General features: G+C 70.0%; 19 protein-coding genes. 8 read left to right on the top strand and 11 right to left on the bottom strand.

Annotated features, from left to right (window positions below):
* The 8 genes from B9O00_RS06755 to modA all read right to left on the bottom strand — a co-directional run bounded on the left by B9O00_RS06755 (position 1) and on the right by modA (position 9,208).
* On the bottom strand, positions 1-2,013 hold the full coding sequence (locus tag B9O00_RS06755) for a MacB family efflux pump subunit (RefSeq protein ID WP_085121693.1): 2,013 nt from the start codon (positions 2,011-2,013) through the stop codon (positions 1-3).
* Between the two features lie 4 nt (positions 2,014-2,017).
* Positions 2,018-3,262, bottom strand: a complete 1,245-nt coding sequence (locus B9O00_RS06750) for an efflux RND transporter periplasmic adaptor subunit (protein ID WP_235017051.1) — start codon at positions 3,260-3,262, stop codon at positions 2,018-2,020.
* A gap of 140 nt (positions 3,263-3,402) precedes the next feature.
* On the bottom strand, positions 3,403-4,113 hold the full coding sequence (locus B9O00_RS06745; protein ID WP_085121691.1) for a class I SAM-dependent DNA methyltransferase: 711 nt from the start codon (positions 4,111-4,113) through the stop codon (positions 3,403-3,405).
* Between the two features lie 125 nt (positions 4,114-4,238).
* Positions 4,239-5,462, bottom strand: a complete 1,224-nt coding sequence (locus tag B9O00_RS06740; RefSeq protein ID WP_085121690.1) for an MFS transporter — start codon at positions 5,460-5,462, stop codon at positions 4,239-4,241.
* A gap of 77 nt (positions 5,463-5,539) precedes the next feature.
* Entirely contained in the window at positions 5,540-6,334 is a 795-nt protein-coding gene (locus B9O00_RS06735) for an SDR family NAD(P)-dependent oxidoreductase (protein ID WP_085121689.1), read from the bottom strand.
* Positions 6,335-6,442: 108 nt separating this feature from the next.
* Entirely contained in the window at positions 6,443-7,642 is a 1,200-nt protein-coding gene (modC, locus tag B9O00_RS06730) for a molybdenum ABC transporter ATP-binding protein (protein WP_085121688.1), read from the bottom strand.
* Position 7,643: 1 nt separating this feature from the next.
* Positions 7,644-8,330 (bottom strand): molybdate ABC transporter permease subunit, encoded by a 687-nt coding sequence (gene modB / locus B9O00_RS06725; RefSeq protein WP_085121687.1) that lies wholly within the window; start codon positions 8,328-8,330, stop codon positions 7,644-7,646.
* A 62-nt stretch (positions 8,331-8,392) separates the two neighbouring features.
* Positions 8,393-9,208, bottom strand: coding sequence for a molybdate ABC transporter substrate-binding protein (modA, locus tag B9O00_RS06720; protein WP_085121686.1), 816 nt, complete (start codon positions 9,206-9,208; stop codon positions 8,393-8,395).
* A 334-nt stretch (positions 9,209-9,542) separates the two neighbouring features.
* Between modA and B9O00_RS06715 the strand changes: the two genes are divergently transcribed.
* The 3 genes from B9O00_RS06715 to B9O00_RS06705 all read left to right on the top strand — a co-directional run bounded on the left by B9O00_RS06715 (position 9,543) and on the right by B9O00_RS06705 (position 11,814).
* Entirely contained in the window at positions 9,543-10,499 is a 957-nt protein-coding gene (locus tag B9O00_RS06715) for a 4-hydroxy-tetrahydrodipicolinate synthase family protein (protein ID WP_085121685.1), read from the top strand.
* 340 nt (positions 10,500-10,839) lie between these two features.
* The gene (locus B9O00_RS06710; protein ID WP_085121684.1) at positions 10,840-11,094 is read left to right on the top strand and encodes a hypothetical protein; all 255 of its coding nucleotides are present in this window, start codon (positions 10,840-10,842) and stop codon (positions 11,092-11,094) included.
* Positions 11,095-11,208: 114 nt separating this feature from the next.
* Positions 11,209-11,814 carry a type VI secretion system-associated protein TagO gene (locus tag B9O00_RS06705; RefSeq protein WP_159460130.1) on the top strand — a complete coding sequence of 202 codons (606 nt, stop codon included), beginning with the start codon at positions 11,209-11,211 and terminating at the stop codon, positions 11,812-11,814.
* A gap of 61 nt (positions 11,815-11,875) precedes the next feature.
* On the opposite strand, the gene B9O00_RS06700 is transcribed toward B9O00_RS06705, so the two are convergent.
* On the bottom strand, positions 11,876-13,084 hold the full coding sequence (locus tag B9O00_RS06700; RefSeq protein ID WP_200808427.1) for a hypothetical protein: 1,209 nt from the start codon (positions 13,082-13,084) through the stop codon (positions 11,876-11,878).
* 430 nt (positions 13,085-13,514) lie between these two features.
* On the opposite strand from B9O00_RS06700, the gene B9O00_RS06695 reads away from it, so the two are divergent.
* Positions 13,515-13,781: a beta/alpha barrel domain-containing protein gene (locus B9O00_RS06695; RefSeq protein ID WP_085121681.1), complete on the top strand. Its 267-nt coding sequence runs from the start codon at positions 13,515-13,517 to the stop codon at positions 13,779-13,781.
* Positions 13,782-13,972: 191 nt separating this feature from the next.
* Here the strand turns inward: B9O00_RS06695 and B9O00_RS06690 are convergent, their stop codons facing one another.
* Both B9O00_RS06690 and metC read right to left on the bottom strand, forming a co-directional pair.
* Positions 13,973-14,332 carry a winged helix-turn-helix domain-containing protein gene (locus tag B9O00_RS06690; protein WP_179243934.1) on the bottom strand — a complete coding sequence of 120 codons (360 nt, stop codon included), beginning with the start codon at positions 14,330-14,332 and terminating at the stop codon, positions 13,973-13,975.
* Between the two features lie 2 nt (positions 14,333-14,334).
* Positions 14,335-15,537, bottom strand: coding sequence for a cystathionine beta-lyase (metC, locus tag B9O00_RS06685; protein WP_085121680.1), 1,203 nt, complete (start codon positions 15,535-15,537; stop codon positions 14,335-14,337).
* A gap of 275 nt (positions 15,538-15,812) precedes the next feature.
* Between metC and B9O00_RS06680 the strand changes: the two genes are divergently transcribed.
* The 4 genes from B9O00_RS06680 to B9O00_RS06665 all read left to right on the top strand — a co-directional run bounded on the left by B9O00_RS06680 (position 15,813) and on the right by B9O00_RS06665 (position 21,134).
* A complete protein-coding gene (locus tag B9O00_RS06680; RefSeq protein WP_085121679.1) occupies positions 15,813-16,835 on the top strand; it encodes an amino acid ABC transporter substrate-binding protein in 1,023 nt (340 codons plus the stop codon).
* Between the two features lie 278 nt (positions 16,836-17,113).
* Positions 17,114-18,298 carry an amino acid ABC transporter permease gene (locus tag B9O00_RS06675; RefSeq protein ID WP_085121678.1) on the top strand — a complete coding sequence of 395 codons (1,185 nt, stop codon included), beginning with the start codon at positions 17,114-17,116 and terminating at the stop codon, positions 18,296-18,298.
* 4 nt (positions 18,299-18,302) lie between these two features.
* The gene (locus B9O00_RS34235) at positions 18,303-20,303 is read left to right on the top strand and encodes an amino acid ABC transporter permease (RefSeq protein WP_367575457.1); all 2,001 of its coding nucleotides are present in this window, start codon (positions 18,303-18,305) and stop codon (positions 20,301-20,303) included.
* Between the two features lie 81 nt (positions 20,304-20,384).
* A complete protein-coding gene (locus B9O00_RS06665; RefSeq protein ID WP_200808432.1) occupies positions 20,385-21,134 on the top strand; it encodes an amino acid ABC transporter ATP-binding protein in 750 nt (249 codons plus the stop codon).
* The last annotated feature ends 154 nt before the right edge of the window (positions 21,135-21,288 follow it).

Genomic DNA, 21,288 nt, shown 5'->3' with positions numbered 1-21,288 from the left:
TCATTCCCTCGCCAGCGCCTCGACCGGGTCGAGGCGGGCGGCGTTGCGCGCCGGCAGGAAGCCGAAGATCACGCCGATCGCCGTCGAGCAGAGGAAGGCGGCGGCGATCGAGCCGGTCGAGTAGACCATGCGGACATTGGGCACGAACTGCTCCAGGCCGGCACCCAGGCCGAGGGCGAGCAGCACCCCGAGCAGGCCGCCGATCAGGCAGACCAGGATGGCCTCGATCAGGAACTGGCGCAGGATGTCGCCCTGCCGGGCGCCGACCGCCATGCGCACGCCGATCTCGCGGGTCCGCTCGGTGACCGAGACCAGCATGATGTTCATGACGCCGATGCCGCCGACGATCAGCGAGATGACGGCGATCATCGAGATCAGCAGGGTCATGGTCTGGGTCGTGCTCTGGATCGTGTCGCGGATCGTGTCGGCGTTGCGGGTGAAGAAGTCCTCGGTGCCGTGGCGGCGCTTCAGCAGCTGGACGATGTGCTGCTCGGCCGCCGTCGTGTCGGCGTTGTTGCCGACCCGCACGATCACGCTCTCCAGGTACTTCTGGCCGATGATCCGGCTCATCGCCGTGGTGTAGGGCACCCAGACGTTGAGCGCGTCGCCGTTGATGCCGAAGCCGGACTTGATCGGCGCGGTGACGCCGATCACCCGGCAGGGCACGGTACCGAGGAAGATCACCTCGCCGATCGGGTCGCGGCCGTCCGGGAACAGCTTGTCGCGGCTGTTGTCGTCGATCACCACCTCCTGGGCGCGGCGCTCGACGCCGCGCTCGGTGAAGGCCATGCCCTCGGCCAGCTGGTAGCCGCGGACCTGGAAGTACTGGGCGCCGACGCCCTGGATCGTCGCGGTGACCGCGACGTTGCGGTAGCGCAGGGTCTTGCTGCTGGAGACCTGGGGCGTGACGCTGTCGACGTCGGAGAGCGCCAGCACGGCCTGGGCGTCGGCCGGCACCAGCGTCTCGATGCGGCTGGCGCGGCGGTCGCCGAAGCCCTTGCCTGGGAAGATGCTGATCGTGTTGGTGCCGATCGCGCTGATGTCCTCGAGGATGCGCTGCTGCGAGCCCGAGCCGAGCGCGACCACCGAGACCACCGAGGCGATGCCGATGATGATGCCGAGCATGGTCAGGAAGGTGCGCAGGCGGTGCGAGGCCATGGCCAGCAGCGCCATGCGGAAGGCCTCGGTCAGGCGGCCGGCCTGGGCGCCCAGGCCGTTCGAGGCGGCGACCGGCGGCGCCAGGCGGCGGCGCGGCGATCCGGCCGGGTCCGCGGCGCCGGCGCGGCTGTGGTCGCCGACGATGCGGCCGTCGCTGATCTCGATGATGCGCTCGGCGTGGTCCGCGACCTGGCTGTCGTGGGTCACGATGATGATCGTGTGGCCCTCGCCGTGCAGCTCCCGCAGCAGGGCCATCATCTCCCGGCCGGACTCGCTGTCGAGCGCGCCGGTCGGCTCGTCGGCCAGGATCACCCGGCCGCCGTTCATCAGGGCGCGGGCGACCGAGACGCGCTGCTGCTGGCCGCCCGAGAGCTGGCTCGGCCGATGGCCGAGGCGGTCGCCCAGGCCGAGCCGCTCGAGCAGGCTCCGGGCGCGTGCCGCGCGCTCGCCGCGCGGCTTGCCGGCATAGATCGCCGGCACCTCGACGTTGCCCAGGGCGTTGAGCGTCGGCAGCAGGTGGTAGCGCTGGAAGATGAAGCCGAAGTGCTCGCGCCGGAGCTCGGCCAGCTCGTCGGGCTCCAGGGTGCCGGTGTCGCGCCCGGCGATGCGGTAGCTGCCGCGGGTCGGCCGGTCGAGGCAGCCGAGAATGTTCATCAGGGTCGACTTGCCGGAGCCGGAGGCGCCGATGATCGCGACCATCTCGCCGGCCCGGATCTCCAGGTCGACGTCCCTGAGCACGGCGATCGTGCCCTCGCCGGCCGGGAACTCGCGCCACAGGCCCCTGATCTCGAGCAGCGGCCGCTCCGCCGAGCTTGCGGCGGCCGGCCCGGCCGGGGCGAGGCTGTCGGGGCCCATCGGCTCAGAAGCCCAGGAAGCCGCGCGGGCGGCGGCTGGAGGACGAGGTCGCCGGCGCCGCCGGCGCCTCGTTCAGCACGACCTTGTCGCCTTCCGACAGGCCCGAGCGCACCTCGGCGCGCACCGAGTTGTTGATGCCGATCTCGACCTGGCGCGTCTTGAGCGTGCCGTCCGGGCGCAGCACCCGCACGGCATAGAGGCCGTCCTTGCCGGGCCGCCCGAGCGCCGAGGAGGGGATGGTCGGCACCTTGTGGGCCTGGTCGATGACGATCGAGACCTGGGCGGTCATCGAGATGCGCAGCCTGTGCTCGGGATTCTCGATGTCGAACAGGGCGTCGTAGTAGACCGCGCTGTCCGACGAGCTGCTGCTCGACGAGCTGGAGGTGGAGGTGCTGGCCTCCTCGCTGATCGATTCGGGGGCCGGCTCGATGCTGCGCAGGATCGAGTAGTAGCGCTTGTCTGGCTCGCCGAGGATCGAGAAGTAGACCGTCTGGCCGGGCCGGACCCGGGTGACGTCGGCCTCGGAGACCTCGGCCGAGACCGTCATCGTGTCGAGGTCGGCGAGCATCGCGATGGTCGGCGTCGTCTGGGCGGCGTTGACCGTCTGGCCCTCCTTGACCGGCAGGTAGACGACCGTGCCCTTGATCGGCGCCGTGATCTCCGTGTAGCCGAGGTTGATGCGTGCCGTGTCGGCGGCGATCTCGGCCTGGGCGATCTGGGCGTCGAGGGCCTGGATCTCGGCCTTGGTCGTGTCCAGCGTCGCCTCGGCGTCCTCGTAGTCGGCGCGCGAGGTCGCGTCGCCCTTGAGCATGCGCGCCTGGCGCTGGAAGGCCAGCTGGGCCTGCTTCAGGGTCGCCTGCTTGACCGCCTTCTGGGCCTTGATGTTGGTCAGCTCGGCCTCGGCGTCGCGCAGCGCGTTCTGGCGGGTCAGCGGGTCGATCTCCGCGATCAGCTGGCCCTTCTCGACCTCGTCGCCGAGCTCGACCTTCAGCGACTTGATCTGGCCGGAGACCTGGGCGCCGACGTTGACCAGCTTCTTCGCCTCCAGCTCGCCGTTGGCCAGCACCGTCTCCTCGATGTCCTGGACCAGGACCGGCGCGGTCGCCGGGGCCTGCGCCGGCTTGTCGGAGCCGAGCGTGCGCTGCACCGCGAACCCGGCCGCGCCGAGGCCGGCGACCACCAGCAGGGCGAGGAGCAGGCGGCGCGGCCAGCGCCGGCGCGGCCGGGTAGGGGAGGAATCTTGGGTCACGGGCAGGCGTTCCGAATTCATCGGGGGCGTCGTTCGGACGGCGGCCAGAGACGCGTTCCGGGACCGGCCGTCACCTCTCTAACGCGCCAAGGCGGAAAACCCGGCGCACGGCGGCGCAGGCCTGCCCTGCGCCGGGCGTGTCAGACCGCCTTGCGCCAGAGCAGCAGGTAGCTGACCGGGTGGTGCAGGAAGGCCCGCCACTTCGGCTTGACCGCCAGCCAGTCCTGGTCGACCAGGCCCTCGTCCATGGCCTCGAGCCGCCAGCCGGCCGCCTGCGCCGCCTTGACGTGGTCGCTGGTCAGGTGGACGTGGCTCTCGATCGTCATCGACTGGCCGTCGGGCCGGTCGAAGTGCGTCGGGATGCCGCTCATCAGGAAGTGCGGGTGATAGCCGACCAGCAGGAAGGCGCCGCCCGGCCGCGCGAGGCGGAAGGTCTCGCGGTAGAGCGGCGCGAGGTCGGGCAGGTGCTCCTCGGCCAGGACCTGCAGCACGAGGTCGTAGGAGCCGGCGGGCAGCCCGGTGTCGCGGACGTCGCCGGCGAAGAGCGCGTCGTAGACGCCGCGCGCCGCCGCGCGCGCCAGCATCTCCGGCGTGAAGTCGAGGCCGTCGAGCCGCTCGATCCCCGCTCGCCCGGCCCCTCGGCCGCGCAACCAGGCGCCGATCCGACCGGTGCCGCAGGCGAGGTCGAGCACGGTGCCGGCGGCCGTCCAGTCGCGCTCGCGCAGGCGCTCCAGCAGCCGGATGTCCATGACGTCCTGGACCACGCCGTCGTAGCTCGCGGCCCACTCGCCATAGCCCTCGCGCACCGCGAGCGTCGGATAGCCGCGTCGGTCGAAGGGGGCGAAGTCCATGGCCGCCGCGTCCGGATCGTCGAAGCGGCCGGCAGCATCGCGGTGCCGGGCGCCGAAGGCAACGGTTGCGGCGGAAGGTCAGCCCTGCCGCTCTTGCGGGTCGGGCGATGCCGACTCGGAGGACCTCAGGCCGGGCTGGCGGCGGTGGCCGGGCGCAGCAGCAGGAGGGCGCCCAGGCCGGCCAGGCTGAGACCGGCGGTGACCAGCAGGGCGCCGACTCCGAAGCGCTCCATCAGCAGGGCGAAGACGAAGGGCGCGGCGGCCTGGGCGAGGCGCGTCGGCACCATCAGCAGGCCCTGGCGCAGGCCGTAGCCGGCCGGCCCGAACAGTGCCAGCGGCAGGGTGCCCTTGGCGATCGTCATGATGCCGTTGCCGGCGCCGTGCAGCAGGCCGAAGGCGGCGGCAGCCGGCGCGCCGAGGGCGAGCAGCACGGCGACGGCGAGCGGATGGGCGAGGCTGGCGAGGCGCGCCGAGAGCAGCGGATGCAGCCGCTGCAGCAGGCTGAACTCGAGCAGCCGCCCGGCGACCTGGGCCGGCCCGACCAGGGCCGCCGCGGCGATCGCCGCGGTCGGCGAGGCGCCGGCCTGCTGGAGCAGGCGCGGCAGGTGCGCGCCCATCGCCGTCGAGCTGAACCAGACCACCGCGAAGTAGAAGCCGAGCAGCAGCATGCCGGGGTCGGCCCAGAGCGAGCGCCCGCGGCGGGTCGGGGCCGGAGAGGGGGCGGCGGTCGCGGCAGGGGCCTCCGGGCCGGCAGGGGCGGGCGCGGCCGGCTCCGCTGGCACGTCGTCCTCGGCGCGCGGCAGCAGCCGGTTGAGCGGCAGGCCGATCAGCAGCTGCGCGGCGGCCCAGACGAAGCAGGCGCCGCGCCAGCCGATCTCCGCGTTCAGGGCCGCCGAGATCGGCCAGCAGACCGTCGAGGCGAAGCCGGCGAACAGGGTGATGCCGGTGATCGCGCCGCGCGCCTTGGCGCCGTAGAGCCGGGCCAGGGCCGAGAAGGCCGCCTCGTAGAGGCCGATGGTCATGCCGACGCCCAGCACCAGCCAGGCCGCGGTCATCACGACCGGGCCCTGGGCGAGCCCCAGCAGGGCGAGGCCGGCGGCGAAGACCAGGCTCGACAGGCAAAGCAGGCCGCGGCCGCCCTGGCGGTCGATCCGGCCGCCGGCCAGCGGCCCGATCAGCACGCCGACCAGCAGCGCCGCCGAGAAGGCGGCGAAGACCCCGTCGATGCCGATGCCGAGGTCCCGCGCCATCGGCGCGGCCAGGATCGCCGGCAGGTAGAAGGTCGAGCCCCAGGCCAGGGTCTGGGCGGTGCCGAGCACCACCACGACGCCGCTGCGCGAGAGGGTCATGGCGTCGGGAGCCGGCGGAAGGGCGGAAGCATGGGCGGCAGGCTGCTCCGCCGGCGGCGGGGCGTCAAGAGATTGGTCTAGACGATATCGTCGACCACGCCGCCGTCGACCCTGAGCGCCGCGCCGGTGGTCGCCGAGGCCTGCGGCGAGCAGAGATAGACGATCATGTTCGCGACCTCCTCGGGCGTGGCGGCGCGGCGGATGATCGAGCTCGGCCGCTCGGACAGCACGAAGTCGGCGGCGACCTCGTCGAGCGACCGGCCCTGCTCGCTGGCCTGGTCGGCCAGCATCTCAGCGACGCCTTCAGTCAGGGTCGGCCCGGGCAGCACCGCGTTGACCGTGACGCCGCTGCCGGCGACCCGCTTGGCGAGGCCGCGCGACAGGGCCAGCTGGGCGGTCTTGGTGACGCCGTAGTGGATCATGTCGGCCGGGATGTTGCGCCCCGACTCCGAGGACACGAAGAGCACCCGGCCCCAGCCGCGCTCGACCATGCCCGGCAGCCAGGCACGCGACAGGCGCACGCCGGACAGCAGGTTGGTCTCGAGGAAGCGCTGCCACTCGGCATCCTCGACCTCGAAGAAGTCCTGCGGCCCGTAGACGCCGAGGTTGTTGACCAGGATGTCGGGCGCCGGCACGGCCTCGACGATCGCGGCGCAGCCCTCGGCGGTCGCCAGGTCGCCGGCCCAGCCGCTGAGCCGGGCGCCCGACACCTCGCGCTCCAGCTTCGCGATCGCCTGGTCGACTGCGTGCTGGCTGCGGCCGTTGACCACGACCTGCGCGCCGGCGGCGGCGAGGCCCCTGGCGCTCGCGTAGCCGATGCCGGCGGTCGAGGCGGTGACGACGGCGGTCTTGCCGGAAAGATCGATCTGCATGGAGCCCTCCTGTCTGGCGCTGTCCCTGAGGTGGGCCGCCCGGACGGCAGAACCAGGGCGGCGCGCCGACCTGGCGGAACAAGAGCTGCGACGGCGGGCGGGGCGAGCCTAGTCCGGCGGCAGGAAGCGGCGGCCGGGCGGGCGGCCGAGGCTGAAGCGGTCGATCGCCGAGGTCTTGATCAGGGCGTAGACCGGCTTGCCTGGCGCCAGCGCCAGCTCCTGCAGCGAGCGCCGGGTGATGCGGGCCCAGAGCGGCACGCCGTTCAGGTCGAGGCGCACGTCGACCTGCGGGCGGACCTCGCCGCCGGCCGGGTCGCCCCCCGATCCGCTTTGGGGGCCGCCGTGGGGGCCGAGCCCGCTCTCCTCGCCGATGTCGGCGACCACCGCTGGCAGCACGTTCTGGATCGAGATGTCGCCGGGCGGGCTGAGCGCCAGCGAGACGTCGCGCGCCCGGATGCGCAGGCGCAGCTGGCTGCCGATCGCGGCGGCGAGGCGCGGCACCAGCAGCGTGCCGCCGGCGAAGCGCAGCTCCGACAGGCCGTAGGTCAGGTCGAGCCCGGCGACGGTCACGGAGATGACGGCGCCGGCCTCGTAGCGCCCGGTCAGGGGCCGGAGGTCGAGCCGGCTGGTCAGGTCCTCCAGCGCGCCGTGCGCGACGGCCCGGCCCTCCGACATCAGCACCATGGTGTCGGCGAGGCGCAGGATCTCCTCCATCGAGTGGCTGACGTAGACGATCGGGATGCCCAGCTCGTCGCGCAGCGCCTCGATGAAGGGCAGGACCTCCTCCTTGCGCGGCTGGTCGAGGGCGGCGAGCGGCTCGTCCATCAGCAGCAGGCGCGGCGCGGCCAGCAGGGCACGGCCGAGCGCGACGCGCTGCTTCTCGCCGCCCGAGAGGTCGCTCGGCCGGCGCGCCAGCAGCGGCTCGATGCCGAGCAGCCCGACGACGCGCTCGATGCCGACCCGCTCGAAGTGGGGACCGGCGCGCTCGGCCCTGGGCACGCGGCGGCGGCCATAGAGCAGGTTGTCGCGCACCGTCAGGTGCGGGAACAGGCGGCCCTCCTGGAAGACGTAGCCGAGCCGGCGCCGCTCGGGCGGCAGGTCGATGCCCCGGGCGTCGTCGAACAGCACCCGGCCGTCGACCGCAATCCGCCCGCGGTCGGGCCTCAGCAGCCCGGCGAGCAGGTTGACCAGCGAGGTCTTGCCGGAGCCGGACCGGCCGAAGAGCGCAACGATTCCCGTTGCTTCGAAGTCGACCTTCACGTCCAGCCGGAAGTCGCCCAGCCGCTTCTCGACGGCGATCTCCAGCATGTCAGCTCGCCAGACGCCGCTTCAGGCGGCGCGCCAGCAGCTCCGAGGCGCCGAGCGCGAGCAGCGCCAGGACCACGGCGATCACGGTCAGGCGCAGGGCCGGGCCCTCGCCGTCGACCTGCTGGGTGTAGGTGTAGAGGGCGTTCGGCAGGGTCCGGGTCTCGCCGGGGATGTTCGAGACGAAGGTGATGGTCGCGCCGAACTCGCCGAGGCTGCGCGCGAAGGCCAGGATCGCGCCGGCCAGGATGCCCGGCGCCATCAGCGGCAGGGTGACCGTCGCGAAGACCGAGAGCGGCCCGGCGCCGAGGGTGCGCGCCGCCGCCTCGAGCCGGCGGTCGACCGCCTCCAGCGACAGGCGCATGGCGCGGACCATCAGCGGGAAGGCCATGACCGAGGAGGCCAGGGCCGCGCCCTGCCAGGTGAAGGCCAGGGTCACGCCGAACCAGGCCTCGAGCCAGTGGCCGACCGGGCCGTTGCGCCCGAAGGTCAGCAGCAGCAGGTAGCCGACGACGACCGGCGGCAGCACCAGCGGCAGGTGCACCAGGCCGTCGACCAGGGCCTTGCCGGGGAAGTCGCGCCGCGCCAGCAGCCAGGCCGCGGCGATGCCGAAGGGCAGGCTGCAGAGCACGCTCCAGGCGCCGACCCGGAGGCTCAGCTCGATCGCCTCCAGCTCCATCGGGTCGAGCATCGTCCCGGTCCGCCCCCCGTCCTGCCTAGTCGCTCGCGTCCCGCCCCGGCGGCGCCGGCCGCTCAGCTGGCCGGTCGCGGCGCCTCGGCGAGGCCGAAGCCCAGCTCGTCGAAGACCTTGCGCGCTTCCGGACCGCCGAGGAAGTCCAGGAAGTGGCGCCCGGCCTCGAGCTTGCCGCCGTCGATCAGGGCAGCGGGGTAGACGATCGGCTCGTGGCTGTCGAGCGGGAAGCTCGCGACCGCGCGCACGCCCGGCGCGATCGCCGCGTCGGTCGAGTAGACGATGCCGGCCGGCGTCTCGCCCTGTGCGACCAGGGCCAGGGCGGCACGCACGTCGCTGCCCGGCGCGATGCGCGACCGGAAGGCGTCCCACAGGCCGAGGTTGCTCAGCGCCTGCTTGGCGTAGATGCCGGCCGGCACGTGGGAGGGATCGCCGAGCGCGATGCGCGCGTCGGCCGGCAGGCCCTTCAGCACCGCGACGGGATCGTTGCCGCGGCCGGTGATCGGGCTGTCCTTGGGCACCACCAGCACCAGGCCGTTGCGCAGCAGGTCGTGGCGGCTGCCGGCGACCAGGCGGCCCTGCTTCTCCAGGTAGTCCATCCACTGCGGGTTGGCCGAGATGAAGAGGTCGACCGGGGCGGCGGCGGCGATCTGCTTGGCCAGGGTCGAGGAGGAGGCGAAGACCGGCACGATCTCGTCGCCGGTCCTGGCCTCGTAGAGCGCGGCGATGCGCTTGAGGGCGTCGGTCGTGCTGGCGGCCGCGAAGACCGTCAGCTTCTCGGCGTGGGCCGAGCCGCTGGCGAAGCCGCTCGTGAAGGCGATGGCGAAGGCCAGGGCGGCGAGCAGCAGCGACAGGCTGCGGATGGAGAGGCGCTTCATCGGATTCCCCCGGAAGGTCAGGTTCGCGTCCCGTTATATTCCATCATATATAACGAGAGGGCAACGCCCGCCGTGCCGCGGGGCTGGGCCGAGACACTGGCGCTTGACTGCGGCGTCGCGATGGCGGCATCTGGCGACCATGCGACGCCAGCCTCTCGTCTCGCGCAAACAGAAAGCGTCTCCTTCCGGGGACGTGGGGTCCTGCGCCTGACCTGAGCCTGCGACGCGCGCGCCGGCTTCGGCGCGAAACCCAAGGCCCCGGCCGTTCGGACGGGGCCTTTCGTCTGTCTTGCCTCCGCTTCCGACGGCCTTTCGAGGAAAGGAGAACGGACGGATGCGAGAGATCGACGAGAACCACCGGGCGATCGCGGGGCTGTGGCTGCCGCTGGTCACGCCCTTCCGGGACGGCGCGCTGGACGAGGCCTCGCTGGCCCGCCTGGTGCGGCACTACTGCGAGCAGCCGGTCGAGGGCCTGATCCTGGCCGCGACGACCGGCGAGGCGCTGACGCTGGACGCCGGCGAGACCGAGCGGCTGGTCGCGGCCGCCGCGGCGGCGCGGACCCGGGCGCTGCCGCTGTTCCTCGGCCTGTCGGGCAGCGACACCCGTCGGCTCGCCGCGAAGCTCGAAGCGACCGAGGCCTGGCCGGTCGAGGGCTACCTGATCCCGGCGCCCTACTACGTGCGGCCGTCGCAGGAGGGGCTGCGCCGGCATTTCGAGGCGCTGGCGGGGGCGACCGACCGGCCGATCCTGCTCTACAACATCCCCTACCGGACCGGCGTCGCCATCGAGAATGAGACGCTGCTGGCGCTGGCCGAACTGCCCAATATCGCCGGCCTCAAGGACTGCTGCCGCGACCCTCAGCTCTCCTTCGACCTGCTGTGCCGCCGGCCGGCCGGCTTCTCGGTGCTGACCGGCGAGGACGCCCTCTTCCACGGCGCGCTCTGCCAGGGCGCCGACGGCGGCATCCTGGCCGCGGCCCACGCCGAGACGCGGCTCTTCGCGGCCGTGCGGCAGGCCCTGCTGGCCGGCGACCGGGCCGGCGCCCTGGCGCGCTGGCGCCCGCTCTTCGAGCTCGCCCGCCTGCTGTTCGCCGAGCCGAGCCCGGCGGCGGTCAAGCACTGGCTCTGGCGCACCGGCCTGATCGACAGCCCGGAGGTTCGCCTGCCGATGACCGGCGTCAGCCCGGCGCTGGCCGGGCGGCTCGACGCGGAGATCGTACGCAGGGGCACGCTGGCGGCGGCTTACCAGCGTCTTCCCTCTCTGCCCCGGGGGGCGGAGAGGGGCGCGTAGCGCGGCGCTGCGCGCGGAGAGGCGGGGCGACTCTCGTCCGCTCGAGACTACAACCCGCCTGTCAAAAGACTGGATGAGTGCTTGGGAGGTCACTGCCCGACTCGCCGCCTGGGACTGTCCGGGACAACCCGAAATGGTGACTGGGTGTGCTTCAATGGCCGCTTCGTCCCTTCCCACGGGCTTGGGAAGGGAAAGGGAAATCGAGCGTCCTGCAGGGCGGGAGGGCGCCGAGTGTGTAGCGCGGCCGAGGTGCCATCAATTGGCTGCGGAAAAAGGTTGCGTTCGCACAACTCCCGCTTTCTGACTGTCTCGATCGCCAACTCGATCAAGGAGAGGAGCGATGGCAGAGCACTGGAGAATCCGCGGTTACGACAGCACCAATTTGATGTTCGAACGGAATGTACCCGCCGACTCGCTGTCGGAAGCCCAGATCGTTGAGTTGCTCAAGTGCTTGGCGGCCACCAAGCTGAACGACGGTGAAGTCATCTCTTCCATCCTCGGGAACGCAGGCCACCTAGCCATCAAGCGCAACGGCGGCGGCGGCCCTGATTTCATAACGGATGGCAATCCCTGGTACACAGCTGACCTGAGCTAGTGGCGTAAATCGAGCGGGCAGCGGCCGAGGGCGCGATGCCATTGGGACCCGGAAATTGGTGCGTACTTTCCGGCCGTGATGCGGTGCCGCATCGCTGCTTCTGGGGAGGGGGATATGCGATTTTCTCTTTTTCTCGCAGTCTTGGTGCTGCTCGGGTCGACGGCCGCTCAAGCTGCATCGCCAGAGGACTGCGCGAAGATCGCCGACGACAACCGGCGCCTGACCTGCTTCGACCTGATCTTCCGGAAGAGCTCCCACACCGAGAAGGCCGATTATTCGAAGTGGCGGGTAACGATCGAGCGATCGAAGATCGACGACACGACGAATGTCTTCATGTTCCTCGATGCACGTGGCGAGATCCGCAGGCGTTTCGGCGGCACCGGCTATCCGACGTTGGTCATCGCCTGTCGCGAGAACAAGACCGGTCTGTGGCTGACGTTCGCCGGCCACTTCATGGCGGACAACGGCTCCTATGGGGATGTGACCTTCCGCATCGACTCGGAGAAGGCATTCGATCGATCCCTGTCAGAGTCGACCGACCATGAAGCCTTGGGGCTGTGGTCCGGTGACAGATCGATCCCATTCATCAAGCAGCTCTTCGGCAAGAAAACGCTGCTGGTGCGCGCGACGCCCTTCAGTGAGTCGTCCTTGACGATGGAATTCCCGATCACCGGTGTCGAAGACGCGATCGAGCCGTTGCGGAAGGCTTGCCACTGGTGACCCACAACTTCCCCAGCCAACTAGAGGCGGGCAACCGCCTGCACGTTGCAGCCAGGGGGCATCAGGACTTCGCCTCGGCGGCGGGAACGTCGAAGGCGAGGACCGTCAGGATGATCTCCCGGCTGGGATCGCGGGGGTTGCCAAGCACATAGCGGAACCTAGTCTCCCCCTCGACGGAGGGGCCCCGCTTCTTCTGCGGGTGCGCCTCCATCGCCTGCCGCACCTTATCGAGGACTGCTGAGAAGGTCTTCTGCCGATTGAAAAGCACGATGGCGGCTTTCGTGTCCCGCCAACTGAGGTAGGAGAGGATCTGGTCGACCGCCGCCAGAAACAACTTCTCGCCCCTCCAGAACTTGCACTCGGCGATGAAGATGTTCCGGTCCTGGACCCGGATCAGGATGTCCGTCTTGCCGGCATGGTTGAAGGTCTCGCCGGTCGCCTGCCCCTCGAACCGGCCGTTGAGCTGAACCAGGTACTGCTGCCGAAGGTCCTCCTCCGACATCTCCTCGAAGGCCGAGGGGCTGCGCTCCATGACCATCGTCATGCTCTCGATGGTCCCGAGTATCTCCTTGTAGATCGCTTCATCGAGGACCGGCTCGGGCTTGTAGGGAGCTGCCGACGCAGGTGGCAAGCGAGGTTCGATCTTTCGTCGCACCTGCGGAGCCGCGTATGTGTGCGAGGTGTCGCCTCGGTCTTTCATCCGATATCCCAGGCCTGACACGAGCTGTCGATCCTTGAGCAGCTTCTGCTTTCTGGAGTCGATGAGGTTGCGGGCAAGCCTCGCCAAGTCATCGTTGAACTGCTTTGCGGTCGTCCTGAGTGATTCCAGATTACTCTCTATGTTGTCGAGCTGCCGCTCAAACTCAGCCTTTATCTGATCGGCGCTTTGGTCGCCCACCTTGACCAGAAGAACGAGTTCATTGGGATTAACGACCGCCTTAGGCAGTGGTCTGGACGTCTGCGGTTGTACCCGGAAGAAGTCGCGGTCGCCGGTAAATGGCACGGTAAGCGTGACTACTGTTTCCGGTATTTCGATTATACGCCCATAGTCCTGGATCGTTCGCGTCTGCTCATGTTGATCCGCTATGGCCGCCCCTCTCTTGAGAATCGGTATCTCAAAACCCAATATTTTCCCCATATAGGCAACGAGATCGTCAGTAGGTGTGTTTAGTAATCGGTCACCTTCGATTCCCTGTACGCGCTTATCCGCTTCCCGACGATGCACCTCCATCACCTCAAAGATGCTGGTTTTACGGAAGAGCTGTTCCATCATCGCCTCTCCACCCGTTCGCTGCGCGATTCCATGATGGCGCGGTCCGGCAGAGGGCGAAACTATCGCCGGCGCTCAGCGAGCTGCGTCGAGCAGGTTAAACTGCGTGTTGACCACAGACCGTTCTTTTCCCGTTGCACCGTCTCGGCATGGCAACCGACCAAGCGGGCGACTTCCTGGAGGTCGCGTCCCGGTCAAGCACGTGTCGGATCAGCGTCTTCTGCTGGTGCTTGCCCTGCGGCACCTTGATCGTCTCGCCGCCGAAACGGCCTGAGATCGCTATGGCCGCCTCGCGTCCGCCGCCTCGACCAGCAAGCCGCCGCGTGGCTTCCGCGCAACATGCATCGTTGCCCCACCAAAGCTTCTTTCGTAGCTTTAGCGCCGGCACGCTGTGTGTCGGCTTTGGTGGTGGCCCGCTGATGATGGAGTCTTGGCGGGGTGGCAGGTTCAGGCGGCCGGTGTTGGCCGGCATGCGCCGAGCCGATCGGCGACCGGGAGGGCCCGCTGGCGCCCGCTCTTCGAGCTCGCCCGCCTGCTGTTCGCCGAGCCGAGCCCGGCGGCGGTCAAGCACTGGCTCTGGCGCACCGGCCTGATCGACAGCCCGGAGCTCCGCCTGCCGATGACCGGCGTCAGCCCGGCGCTGGCCGGGCGGCTCGACGCGGAGATCGTACGCAGGGGCACGCTGGCGGCGGCCTAGCACTCAATTTCCCTCTCCGCCCCGGGGGGCGGAGAGGGGCGCGTAGCGCGGCGCTGCGCGCGGAGAGGTGGGGCGATTCCGACTTGGCCGCCTGCGCTTGCGTCGAGAGCGATTCCCCCCACCTCTCCCCAACCCTCTCCGCCCCCCGGGGCGGAGAGGGAGCCCTTAGGGGGGAGCAGGGAGGGGCGTCCTCACTCCTCGGCCGGCGGCTCCTCCTTGAGCAGGGTGGCGAAGTCGGCGAGGTCGTCGGCCAGGGCCTCGGCGCCCTTCTCCTCGAGTGCGCGGTAGCGGGCCAGGACCTCCTCGCCGAGCGGCGTCAGGTGCGCGCCGCCGCCGCCGCTGCCGCCACGCGCCGCCTCGACCAGCGGCCCGGCGAAGCAGGCGTTCATGGTCTCGACCAGGAGCCAGGCGCGCCGGTAGGACATGCCCATGGTCTTGGCCGCGCCGCTGATCGAGCGCTCGCGGCCGATCGCCGCCAGCAGGTCGGCCTTGCCGGGGCCGACCGCGATCGCCGAGCCGAGCAGGATCCTGAGGCGCGGCCGGGCGACCATGGTCAGCCGCCCGCGGCGCGGAGCCGCTCGAAGCCGGCCTCGAGATCGGCGATCAGGTCGCCGGGATCCTCCAGGCCGACGTGCAGGCGCAGGATCGGGCCCTTGCCGTCCCAGGGCACGGCCGTGCGCAGCTTCTCCGGGTGGGCGGGCAGCACCAGGCTCTCGTAGCCGCCCCAGGAGGCGCCGAGGCCGAACAGCTCGAGGCCGTCGACCAGGGCGGCGACGGCGGCCTCGGAGACCGGCTTCAGCTCGAAGCCGAAGAGGCCGCAGGCGCCGCTGAAGTCGCGCTTCCAGAGCGCGTGGCCGGGATCGCCGGGCAGGGCGGGGTGGAAGACGCGGGCGACCTCCGGCCGGGCGGCCAGCCAGCGCGCGACCTCGAGGCCGCTCTCGTGGTGCCGGGCCAGGCGCACCGAGAGGGTGCGCAGGCCGCGCAGCGCCAGCCAGGCGTCGTCCGGCCCGACCGCGTAGCCGAGCTCGTGGCTCGTCTTCTTGATGCGCTCGTAGTGCGCCTCGGTCGTGGCGAGCGTGCCGAGCATGGCGTCGGAATGGCCGACGACGTACTTGGTGCCGGCCATCAGCGAGACGTCGACGCCGACCTCGAGCGGCCGGAAGTAGAGCGGCGTCGCCCAGGTGTTGTCGATCGCGGTGACGACGCCGCGGGCGCGCGCGGCCTCGGCGATCGCCGGCACGTCCTGCATCTCGAAGGTGAGCGAGCCCGGCGCCTCCAGGAAGATCAGCTTCGTGTTCGGCCGGATCAGCTCGGCGATGCCGGCGCCGACCGACGGATCGTAGAAGGTCGTCTCGACGCCGATGCGCGCCAGCAGGCCGGTGCAGGTGTTGCGGTTCGGCGCGTAGACCGTGTCGGCGACCAGGGCATGGTCGCCGGGCCCCAGGAAGGCGAGATAGGTCACGACGATGGCGGCGAGGCCGGAGGGCAGGCAGAGCGCGGCGTGGGCGCCCTCCAGCTTGGCGATGGCGTCGTTGAGGGCGAAGTGGGTCGGCGTGCCGAAGCGGCCGTACTGGACGAAGTCCGGCTCCATGCGCCGCGGCGCCGCAGCCGCCCAGTCGGCCAGGCTGTCGAAGACGATGGTCGAGGCGCGCACCACCGGCGGGTTGATGGCGCGGCCGCCATGGGCCGTCAGGTCCCGGCCGGCATGACCGAGGATGGTATCCGGTTGTAGTCCAGACTTTACTTTCCCGGTCATCGGGTCGACCCTCTGTGCTGTTCACGGGCGCCCGTCCGGGCGTTCCGGGGGCACTGTCACCTGTCTACGCGAAGGCAGCGAGCCCCGCCAAGGGCACCCGACAAAAGCTCATGGCAGCCATGATCGGATTTGTTGCCTTTGCTTCAGGGATGTTTCATGGTTGCGCCCGAAGCGGTGATTCCGCGGCAGCGCAGACGAGCAAAAGATCTGCGGCGAGCCGCGGGGGGCATAACCGCTCAAGACGACAAAGTTAGGACAACAGGGAAGGTCACCAAATGAAACTGACCAGGATTCTCGTCGCCGCCGCTGTGGTCACCGCGCTTACCGCCGGTACCGCCGCCGCGCAGTCGACGCTGGAGAACGTCAAGTCGAGGGGCCAGCTGAAGTGCGGCGTCTCGACCGGTCTCGCCGGCTTCTCGCAGCCGAACGCCCAGGGCAAGTGGGAAGGCTTCGACGTCGACTACTGCCGGGCCGTCGCCGCGGCGATCTTCGGCGATCCCGACAAGGTCGCCTTCACGCCGACCACCGCCAAGGAGCGCTTCACCGCGCTGCAGTCCGGCGAGATCGACATCCTGTCGCGCAACACCACCTGGACCCTGTCGCGCGACGTCCAGCTCGGCTTCGAGTTCGTCGGCACCGACTACTACGACGGCCAGGGCTTCATGATCCGCAAGGACATGGGCATCTCCTCGGCCAAGCAGCTCGACGGCGCCAGCGTCTGCATCCAGACCGGCACCACCACCGAGCTCAACCTCGCGGACTTCTTCCGCAGCCACAACATGAAGTTCGAGCCGGTCACGATCGACACCTCGGACCAGGCCCGCGAGGCCTACGAGGCCGGCCGCTGCGACGTCTACACGACCGACGCCTCGGGTCTCGCCGCGCAGCGCGCCTCGATGGCCGACCCCTCGGCCCACGTCATCCTGCCCGAGATCATCTCCAAGGAGCCGCTGGGCCCGCTGGTCCGCCACGGCGACAACAACTGGGGCGACATCGGCCGCTGGGTGCTGAACGCGATGATCACGGCCGAGGAAGACGGCGTGACCTCGAAGAACGTCGACGAGATGAAGACCAGCTCGGACAATCCCGAGGTCAAGCGCCTGCTCGGCGTCGAGGGCGAGATGGGCGCCATGCTCGGCCTGCCGAACGAGTGGGCGTACAACATCATCAAGAGCGTCGGTAACTATTCCGAGGTCTTCGAGCGCAACGTCGGCGTCAAGACGCCGCTGGGCCTCGAGCGCGGCCTGAACGCGCTGTGGAAGGATGGCGGCATCCTCTACTCGCCGCCGTTCCGCTGAGCCAATCCGGAACCGTGCCGCGGGCCCCGGCCCGCGGCACGGGCCCGGTTTCGGCATCGCATTGAACGTTGATCCGCTTTTGAACCGAATCGGGTGAGGGCCGGCTGCGGCCTTCAAACGGGGAGCCTGTGGCTCGAACGGACCGGCCGCGCCAGGCGTGCGCCGGGGCCGGGCTCCGGAAAGTCGACCGTTCACGGGCGACGGAGGCCTTGCTGGGAGGGCCCCGGGCGGAAAGATCCGCGGCCCGCGATGGCGCATAGAGAACACAAGGGGGCGACATGGCGGTCGATCTGGCCGAACGTGCGAAGCTCGGTTCCTCACTCTGGACCGACCAGCGCTTCCGCGGGCTTCTGCTCCAGGCACTGACCATCGGCCTGGCCGGTACCTTCCTCGCCTTCATCGTCCACAACACGGCGCACAATCTGGCCGAGCGCGGCATCGCCAGCGGCTTCGGCTTCCTGGACGTGCAGGCGGGCTACGAGCTCAAGAACACGCTGATCTCCTACGGCCCGACCAACACCCACGGCCGCGCCTTCCTGGTCGGCCTGCTCAACACGCTGCTGGTCGCGGGCGTCGGCGTGGTGCTGGCCACGGTCATCGGCTTCATCCTGGGCGTGCTGCGGCTGTCGCCGAACTGGCTGCTGTCGAAGGCGGTCTACTGCTACATCGAGGTCGTCCGGAACATCCCGCTGCTGCTGCAGATCTACTTCTGGTACGCGGTGATGATCTCGCTGCCGCAGGTCCGCAACGCGATGGACCTCGGCATCGGCGCCTACATCTCCAATCGCGGCCTGCAGGCGCCGGCGCCGATCCTGGAGCCGGGCTTCTCGATCGTGCCGGTGGCGCTGCTCGTCGGCATCCTGATCGCCATCGGCCTGTCGCGCTGGGCGCACAAGCGCCAGGAGGCGACCGGCCAGCGCTTTCCCAGCTTCTGGATCAACGTCGGGCTGATCGTGCTGCTGCCGGTCGTCGCCTACCTCGGCGCCGGCCGGCCGATGTCGTTCGACGTGCCGAAGCTCGGCGCCTTCAGCTTCCGCGGCGGCTTCACGATCACGCCGGAGTTCGTCGCCCTGCTGCTCGCGCTGTCGCTCTACACCGCGGCCTTCATCGCCGAGATCGTGCGCGCCGGCATCCTCTCGGTCAGCCACGGCCAGACCGAGGCGGCCTATGCGCTGGGGCTCAAGCCGCGCTGGACGATGCGGCTGATCATCATCCCGCAGGCGCTCAGGGTGATCGTGCCGCCGCTGACCAGCCAGTACCTGAACCTGACCAAGAACTCCTCGCTCGGCGTCGCCATCGGCTACGCCGAGCTGGTCGCGACGCTGAGCGGCATCACGCTCAACCAGACCGGCCAGGCGGTCGAGTGCATCGCGCTGACCATGGCGGTCTACCTGACGATCTCGCTGATGATCTCGTTCGTGATGAACATCTACAACCGGCGCATCGCGCTGGTGGAGCGTTGACGCCATGGTGATGTCGGAAAGCCAGGTTCCGCAGGACGACGGAAGCATCTACTACCCGCCGGGCCAGCACCCCAACCTGCCGCCGCCGCCGGGCACGGTCGGCATCATCGGCTGGCTGCGCGAGAACCTCTTCTCGAGCCCGGTCAACGCGATCGCGACGCTCGCCACGTTGGTGCTGCTCTACCTCGCCGTCGTGCCGATCGTGAACTGGGCGGTCGTCGACGCGGTGGTTTCCGGACCGGACCGGCGGGTCTGCGACCTGGGCCGGACGGCGACCGCGCTCGGCGAGGGCATCGCGTCCTTCAGCGCCGCCGACTACGCCCTCGACCCGACGGCGGCCGGCCTGAGCGAGAGCCAGGCCGCCAAGGCCAGGGGCGACCAGCGGGCCGCCAGCTCCGCGTTCCTCGGCATCGAGAGCACGCTCGGCGTGTTCCTCGACCGCTACGCCGCGACCGAGAAGGCCGGCCTGGTGCCGGCCAGCCTCGAGCCGGTCATCGCCAAGGTCCAGCCGCAGCAGCTGGCGGCGCAGCTCCACGACGCCGTCGCGAAGAAGAACGTCGCCGCGGCGGAGGAGATCTACGGCGAGCTGAAGCCGCTGACCGACTGGGGCAGTGCCTACAACGGCGCCTGCTGGGTCGTGGTCAAGTCGCGCGTCACCCTGTTCCTGGTCGGCTTCTACGACCGCGACCAGCTGTGGCGCCCGCTGCTCGCCTTCCTCGGCCTGCTGATCGCGGTGCCGCCCCTGCTGTTCACCGGCATGCCGTTCCGCCGCCGCCTGATGTGGTTCAGCGCGGCCTACCCGCTGATCGCCTACTACCTGCTGACCGGTGTCGCGCTGGCCCACGGGCCGCTGCGCCTGGTCCTCGGCGCCCTGGTCCTGGCCGCGGCGCTGGTGCCCTTCGCCTGGCCCGGCGTGCCGGCGCGCCGGCGCCTGCTGGTGTTCAGCTACGTCGCCCCGGTACTGGCGGTGGTGCTGTTCTTCGCCCTCGGCCCCGAGCGGGTCTTCGGCTTCGAGCCGGCGACCATCCAGGCCAAGGTGACCGACGCCATGGCGGCGGCCGACAGCTCGCTCAACGTCGGCCAGGTGGTCAGCAAGCCGGGCGGCCTGCTGGAGCAGTTCCTCTCCGGCGACCTCTACGTTCTCGGCCTGCCGCTCTCGCCGCTCTGGTGGCTGATCCTGATCGCGAGCTTCGCCTGGGGGCTGGTCTCGGTGCTGCGCCAGGCCGCCCGGCGGGCCAGCGAGGCCGAGTGGCGCAGCCGCCGGCCGCTGGTCGTCGTCGTCGCGCTGCTGGCCGGGCTGATCCTGTTCGCCGGCAACCAGGTGAACCACGACGGCGTGGTCATGCCGACCGTCGGCACGGACAAGTGGGGCGGCCTGCTGGCGACCCTGATCTCGGGCGTCGTCGGCATCTCCGCCAGCCTGCCGATCGGCATCGTCCTGGCGCTCGGCCGGCGCTCGCGCCTGCCGGTCGTGCGGGCCCTGTCGATCGCCTTCATCGAGGCGGTGCGCGGCGTGCCGCTGATCACCGTGCTGTTCATGAGCTCGGTGATGCTGCCGCTGTTCCTGCCCGAGGGCGTCAACTTCGACAAGTTCCTGCGCGCCCTGATCGGCGTCGCGCTCTTCGCCTCCGCCTACATGGCCGAGGTCGTGCGCGGCGGCCTGCAGGCGATCCCGAAGGGCCAGTACGAGGCCGCCGACGCGCTCGGCCTCACCTACTGGAAGAACATGCGGCTGATCATCCTGCCGCAGGCCCTGAAGATCGTCATTCCGGGCATCGTCAACACCTTCATCGGCCTGTTCAAGGACACGACGCTGCTCGGCATCATCGGCATCCTCGACCTGCTGCAGGTCGCAAAGTCGACCAACTCCGATGCCAACTGGATCGGCTTCTTCCAGGAAACCTACGTCTTCGTCGGCCTGGTCTTCTTCAGCTTCTGTTTCACCATGTCGCGCTACTCCATCTACCTGGAGAAGAAGCTCGACACCGGTCACCGCCGACGCTAGCCCAACCCTTCGCACCAGACGGAACCAGCCATGAGCGACCTCCAGAGCCAGCCCGCCGATCCAACGGTCGACACCTCTCGGATGAAGGTTTCCGAGGAAGTCGCCATCGAGATCCGCAACATGCACAAGTGGTACGGCGAGTTCCACGTGCTGAAGAACATCAACCTCACGGTGCACAAGGGCGAGCGGATCGTCATCTGCGGTCCCTCGGGCTCCGGCAAGTCAACGCTGATCCGCTGCATCAACCGCCTCGAGCAGCACCAGAAGGGCGACATCGTGGTCAGCGGCGTCGAGCTGACCGACGACATCAAGAACATCGCCGAGATCCGCCGCGAGGTCGGCATGGTGTTCCAGCACTTCAACCTGTTCCCGCACCTGACCGTGCTCGACAACTGCACCCTGGCGCCGATCTGGGTGCGCAAGATGCCGAAGCGGGAGGCCGAGGAGGCCGCCATGGAGTACCTGCGCCGGGTGCGCATCCCGGAGCAGGCGAACAAGTTCCCGGGGCAGCTGTCCGGCGGCCAGCAGCAGCGCGTGGCGATCGCCCGCTCGCTCTGCATGAATCCGGAGATCATGCTGTTCGACGAGCCGACCTCGGCGCTCGACCCGGAGATGATCTCCGAGGTGCTCGACACCATGGTCAGCCTCGCGGAATCGGGCATGACCATGCTCTGCGTGACCCACGAGATGGGCTTCGCGCGCAAGGTCGCGAACCGCGTCATCTTCATGGACGGCGGCGAGATCATCGAGGAGAACGACCCCGAGTCGTTCTTCAACAACCCGCAGTCCGACCGGACCAAGCTGTTCCTCAGCCAGATCCTGCACCACTAGCTTCGGCAGGGCCCCGGCCCCGCTCGCAGCGGCGCCCGACGGCGCGGCGGTATCGTTCTCCTGGCCTCCCCGGGGCCCAGATGTTCTACTGGGAGCGTCAGGGACGAGCGCGCCAGGCGGGCGGGGAAGGGCCATCGATGCAGGCTTCGGGAGG

It is taken from the genome of Tistlia consotensis USBA 355 (assembly GCF_900177295.1).
GTDB lineage: Bacteria > Pseudomonadota > Alphaproteobacteria > Kiloniellales > DSM-21159 > Tistlia > Tistlia consotensis.
Note: the sequence above shows the minus strand (reverse complement) of the source record. Positions and strands in the feature narration are given on the sequence as shown.

Excerpts from the sequence above, each read along its gene's own strand:
- B9O00_RS06755 (WP_085121693.1), bottom strand. The coding sequence starts at position 2,013 with ATGGGCCCCGACAGCCTCGCCCCGGCCGGGCCGGCCGCCGCAAGCTCG.
- B9O00_RS06745 (WP_085121691.1), bottom strand. The coding sequence starts at position 4,113 with ATGGACTTCGCCCCCTTCGACCGACGCGGCTATCCGACGCTCGCGGTG.
- B9O00_RS06740 (WP_085121690.1), bottom strand. The coding sequence starts at position 5,462 with ATGACCCTCTCGCGCAGCGGCGTCGTGGTGGTGCTCGGCACCGCCCAG.
- B9O00_RS06735 (WP_085121689.1), bottom strand. The coding sequence starts at position 6,334 with ATGCAGATCGATCTTTCCGGCAAGACCGCCGTCGTCACCGCCTCGACC.
- modC (WP_085121688.1), bottom strand. The coding sequence starts at position 7,642 with ATGCTGGAGATCGCCGTCGAGAAGCGGCTGGGCGACTTCCGGCTGGAC.
- modB (WP_085121687.1), bottom strand. The coding sequence starts at position 8,330 with ATGCTCGACCCGATGGAGCTGGAGGCGATCGAGCTGAGCCTCCGGGTC.
- modA (WP_085121686.1), bottom strand. The coding sequence starts at position 9,208 with ATGAAGCGCCTCTCCATCCGCAGCCTGTCGCTGCTGCTCGCCGCCCTG.
- B9O00_RS06715 (WP_085121685.1), top strand. The coding sequence starts at position 9,543 with ATGCGAGAGATCGACGAGAACCACCGGGCGATCGCGGGGCTGTGGCTG.
- B9O00_RS06710 (WP_085121684.1), top strand. The coding sequence starts at position 10,840 with ATGGCAGAGCACTGGAGAATCCGCGGTTACGACAGCACCAATTTGATG.
- B9O00_RS06705 (WP_159460130.1), top strand. The coding sequence starts at position 11,209 with ATGCGATTTTCTCTTTTTCTCGCAGTCTTGGTGCTGCTCGGGTCGACG.
- B9O00_RS06700 (WP_200808427.1), bottom strand. The coding sequence starts at position 13,084 with ATGGAACAGCTCTTCCGTAAAACCAGCATCTTTGAGGTGATGGAGGTG.
- B9O00_RS06690 (WP_179243934.1), bottom strand. The coding sequence starts at position 14,332 with ATGGTCGCCCGGCCGCGCCTCAGGATCCTGCTCGGCTCGGCGATCGCG.
- metC (WP_085121680.1), bottom strand. The coding sequence starts at position 15,537 with ATGACCGGGAAAGTAAAGTCTGGACTACAACCGGATACCATCCTCGGT.
- B9O00_RS06680 (WP_085121679.1), top strand. The coding sequence starts at position 15,813 with ATGAAACTGACCAGGATTCTCGTCGCCGCCGCTGTGGTCACCGCGCTT.
- B9O00_RS06675 (WP_085121678.1), top strand. The coding sequence starts at position 17,114 with ATGGCGGTCGATCTGGCCGAACGTGCGAAGCTCGGTTCCTCACTCTGG.
- B9O00_RS34235 (WP_367575457.1), top strand. The coding sequence starts at position 18,303 with ATGGTGATGTCGGAAAGCCAGGTTCCGCAGGACGACGGAAGCATCTAC.
- B9O00_RS06665 (WP_200808432.1), top strand. The coding sequence starts at position 20,385 with ATGAAGGTTTCCGAGGAAGTCGCCATCGAGATCCGCAACATGCACAAG.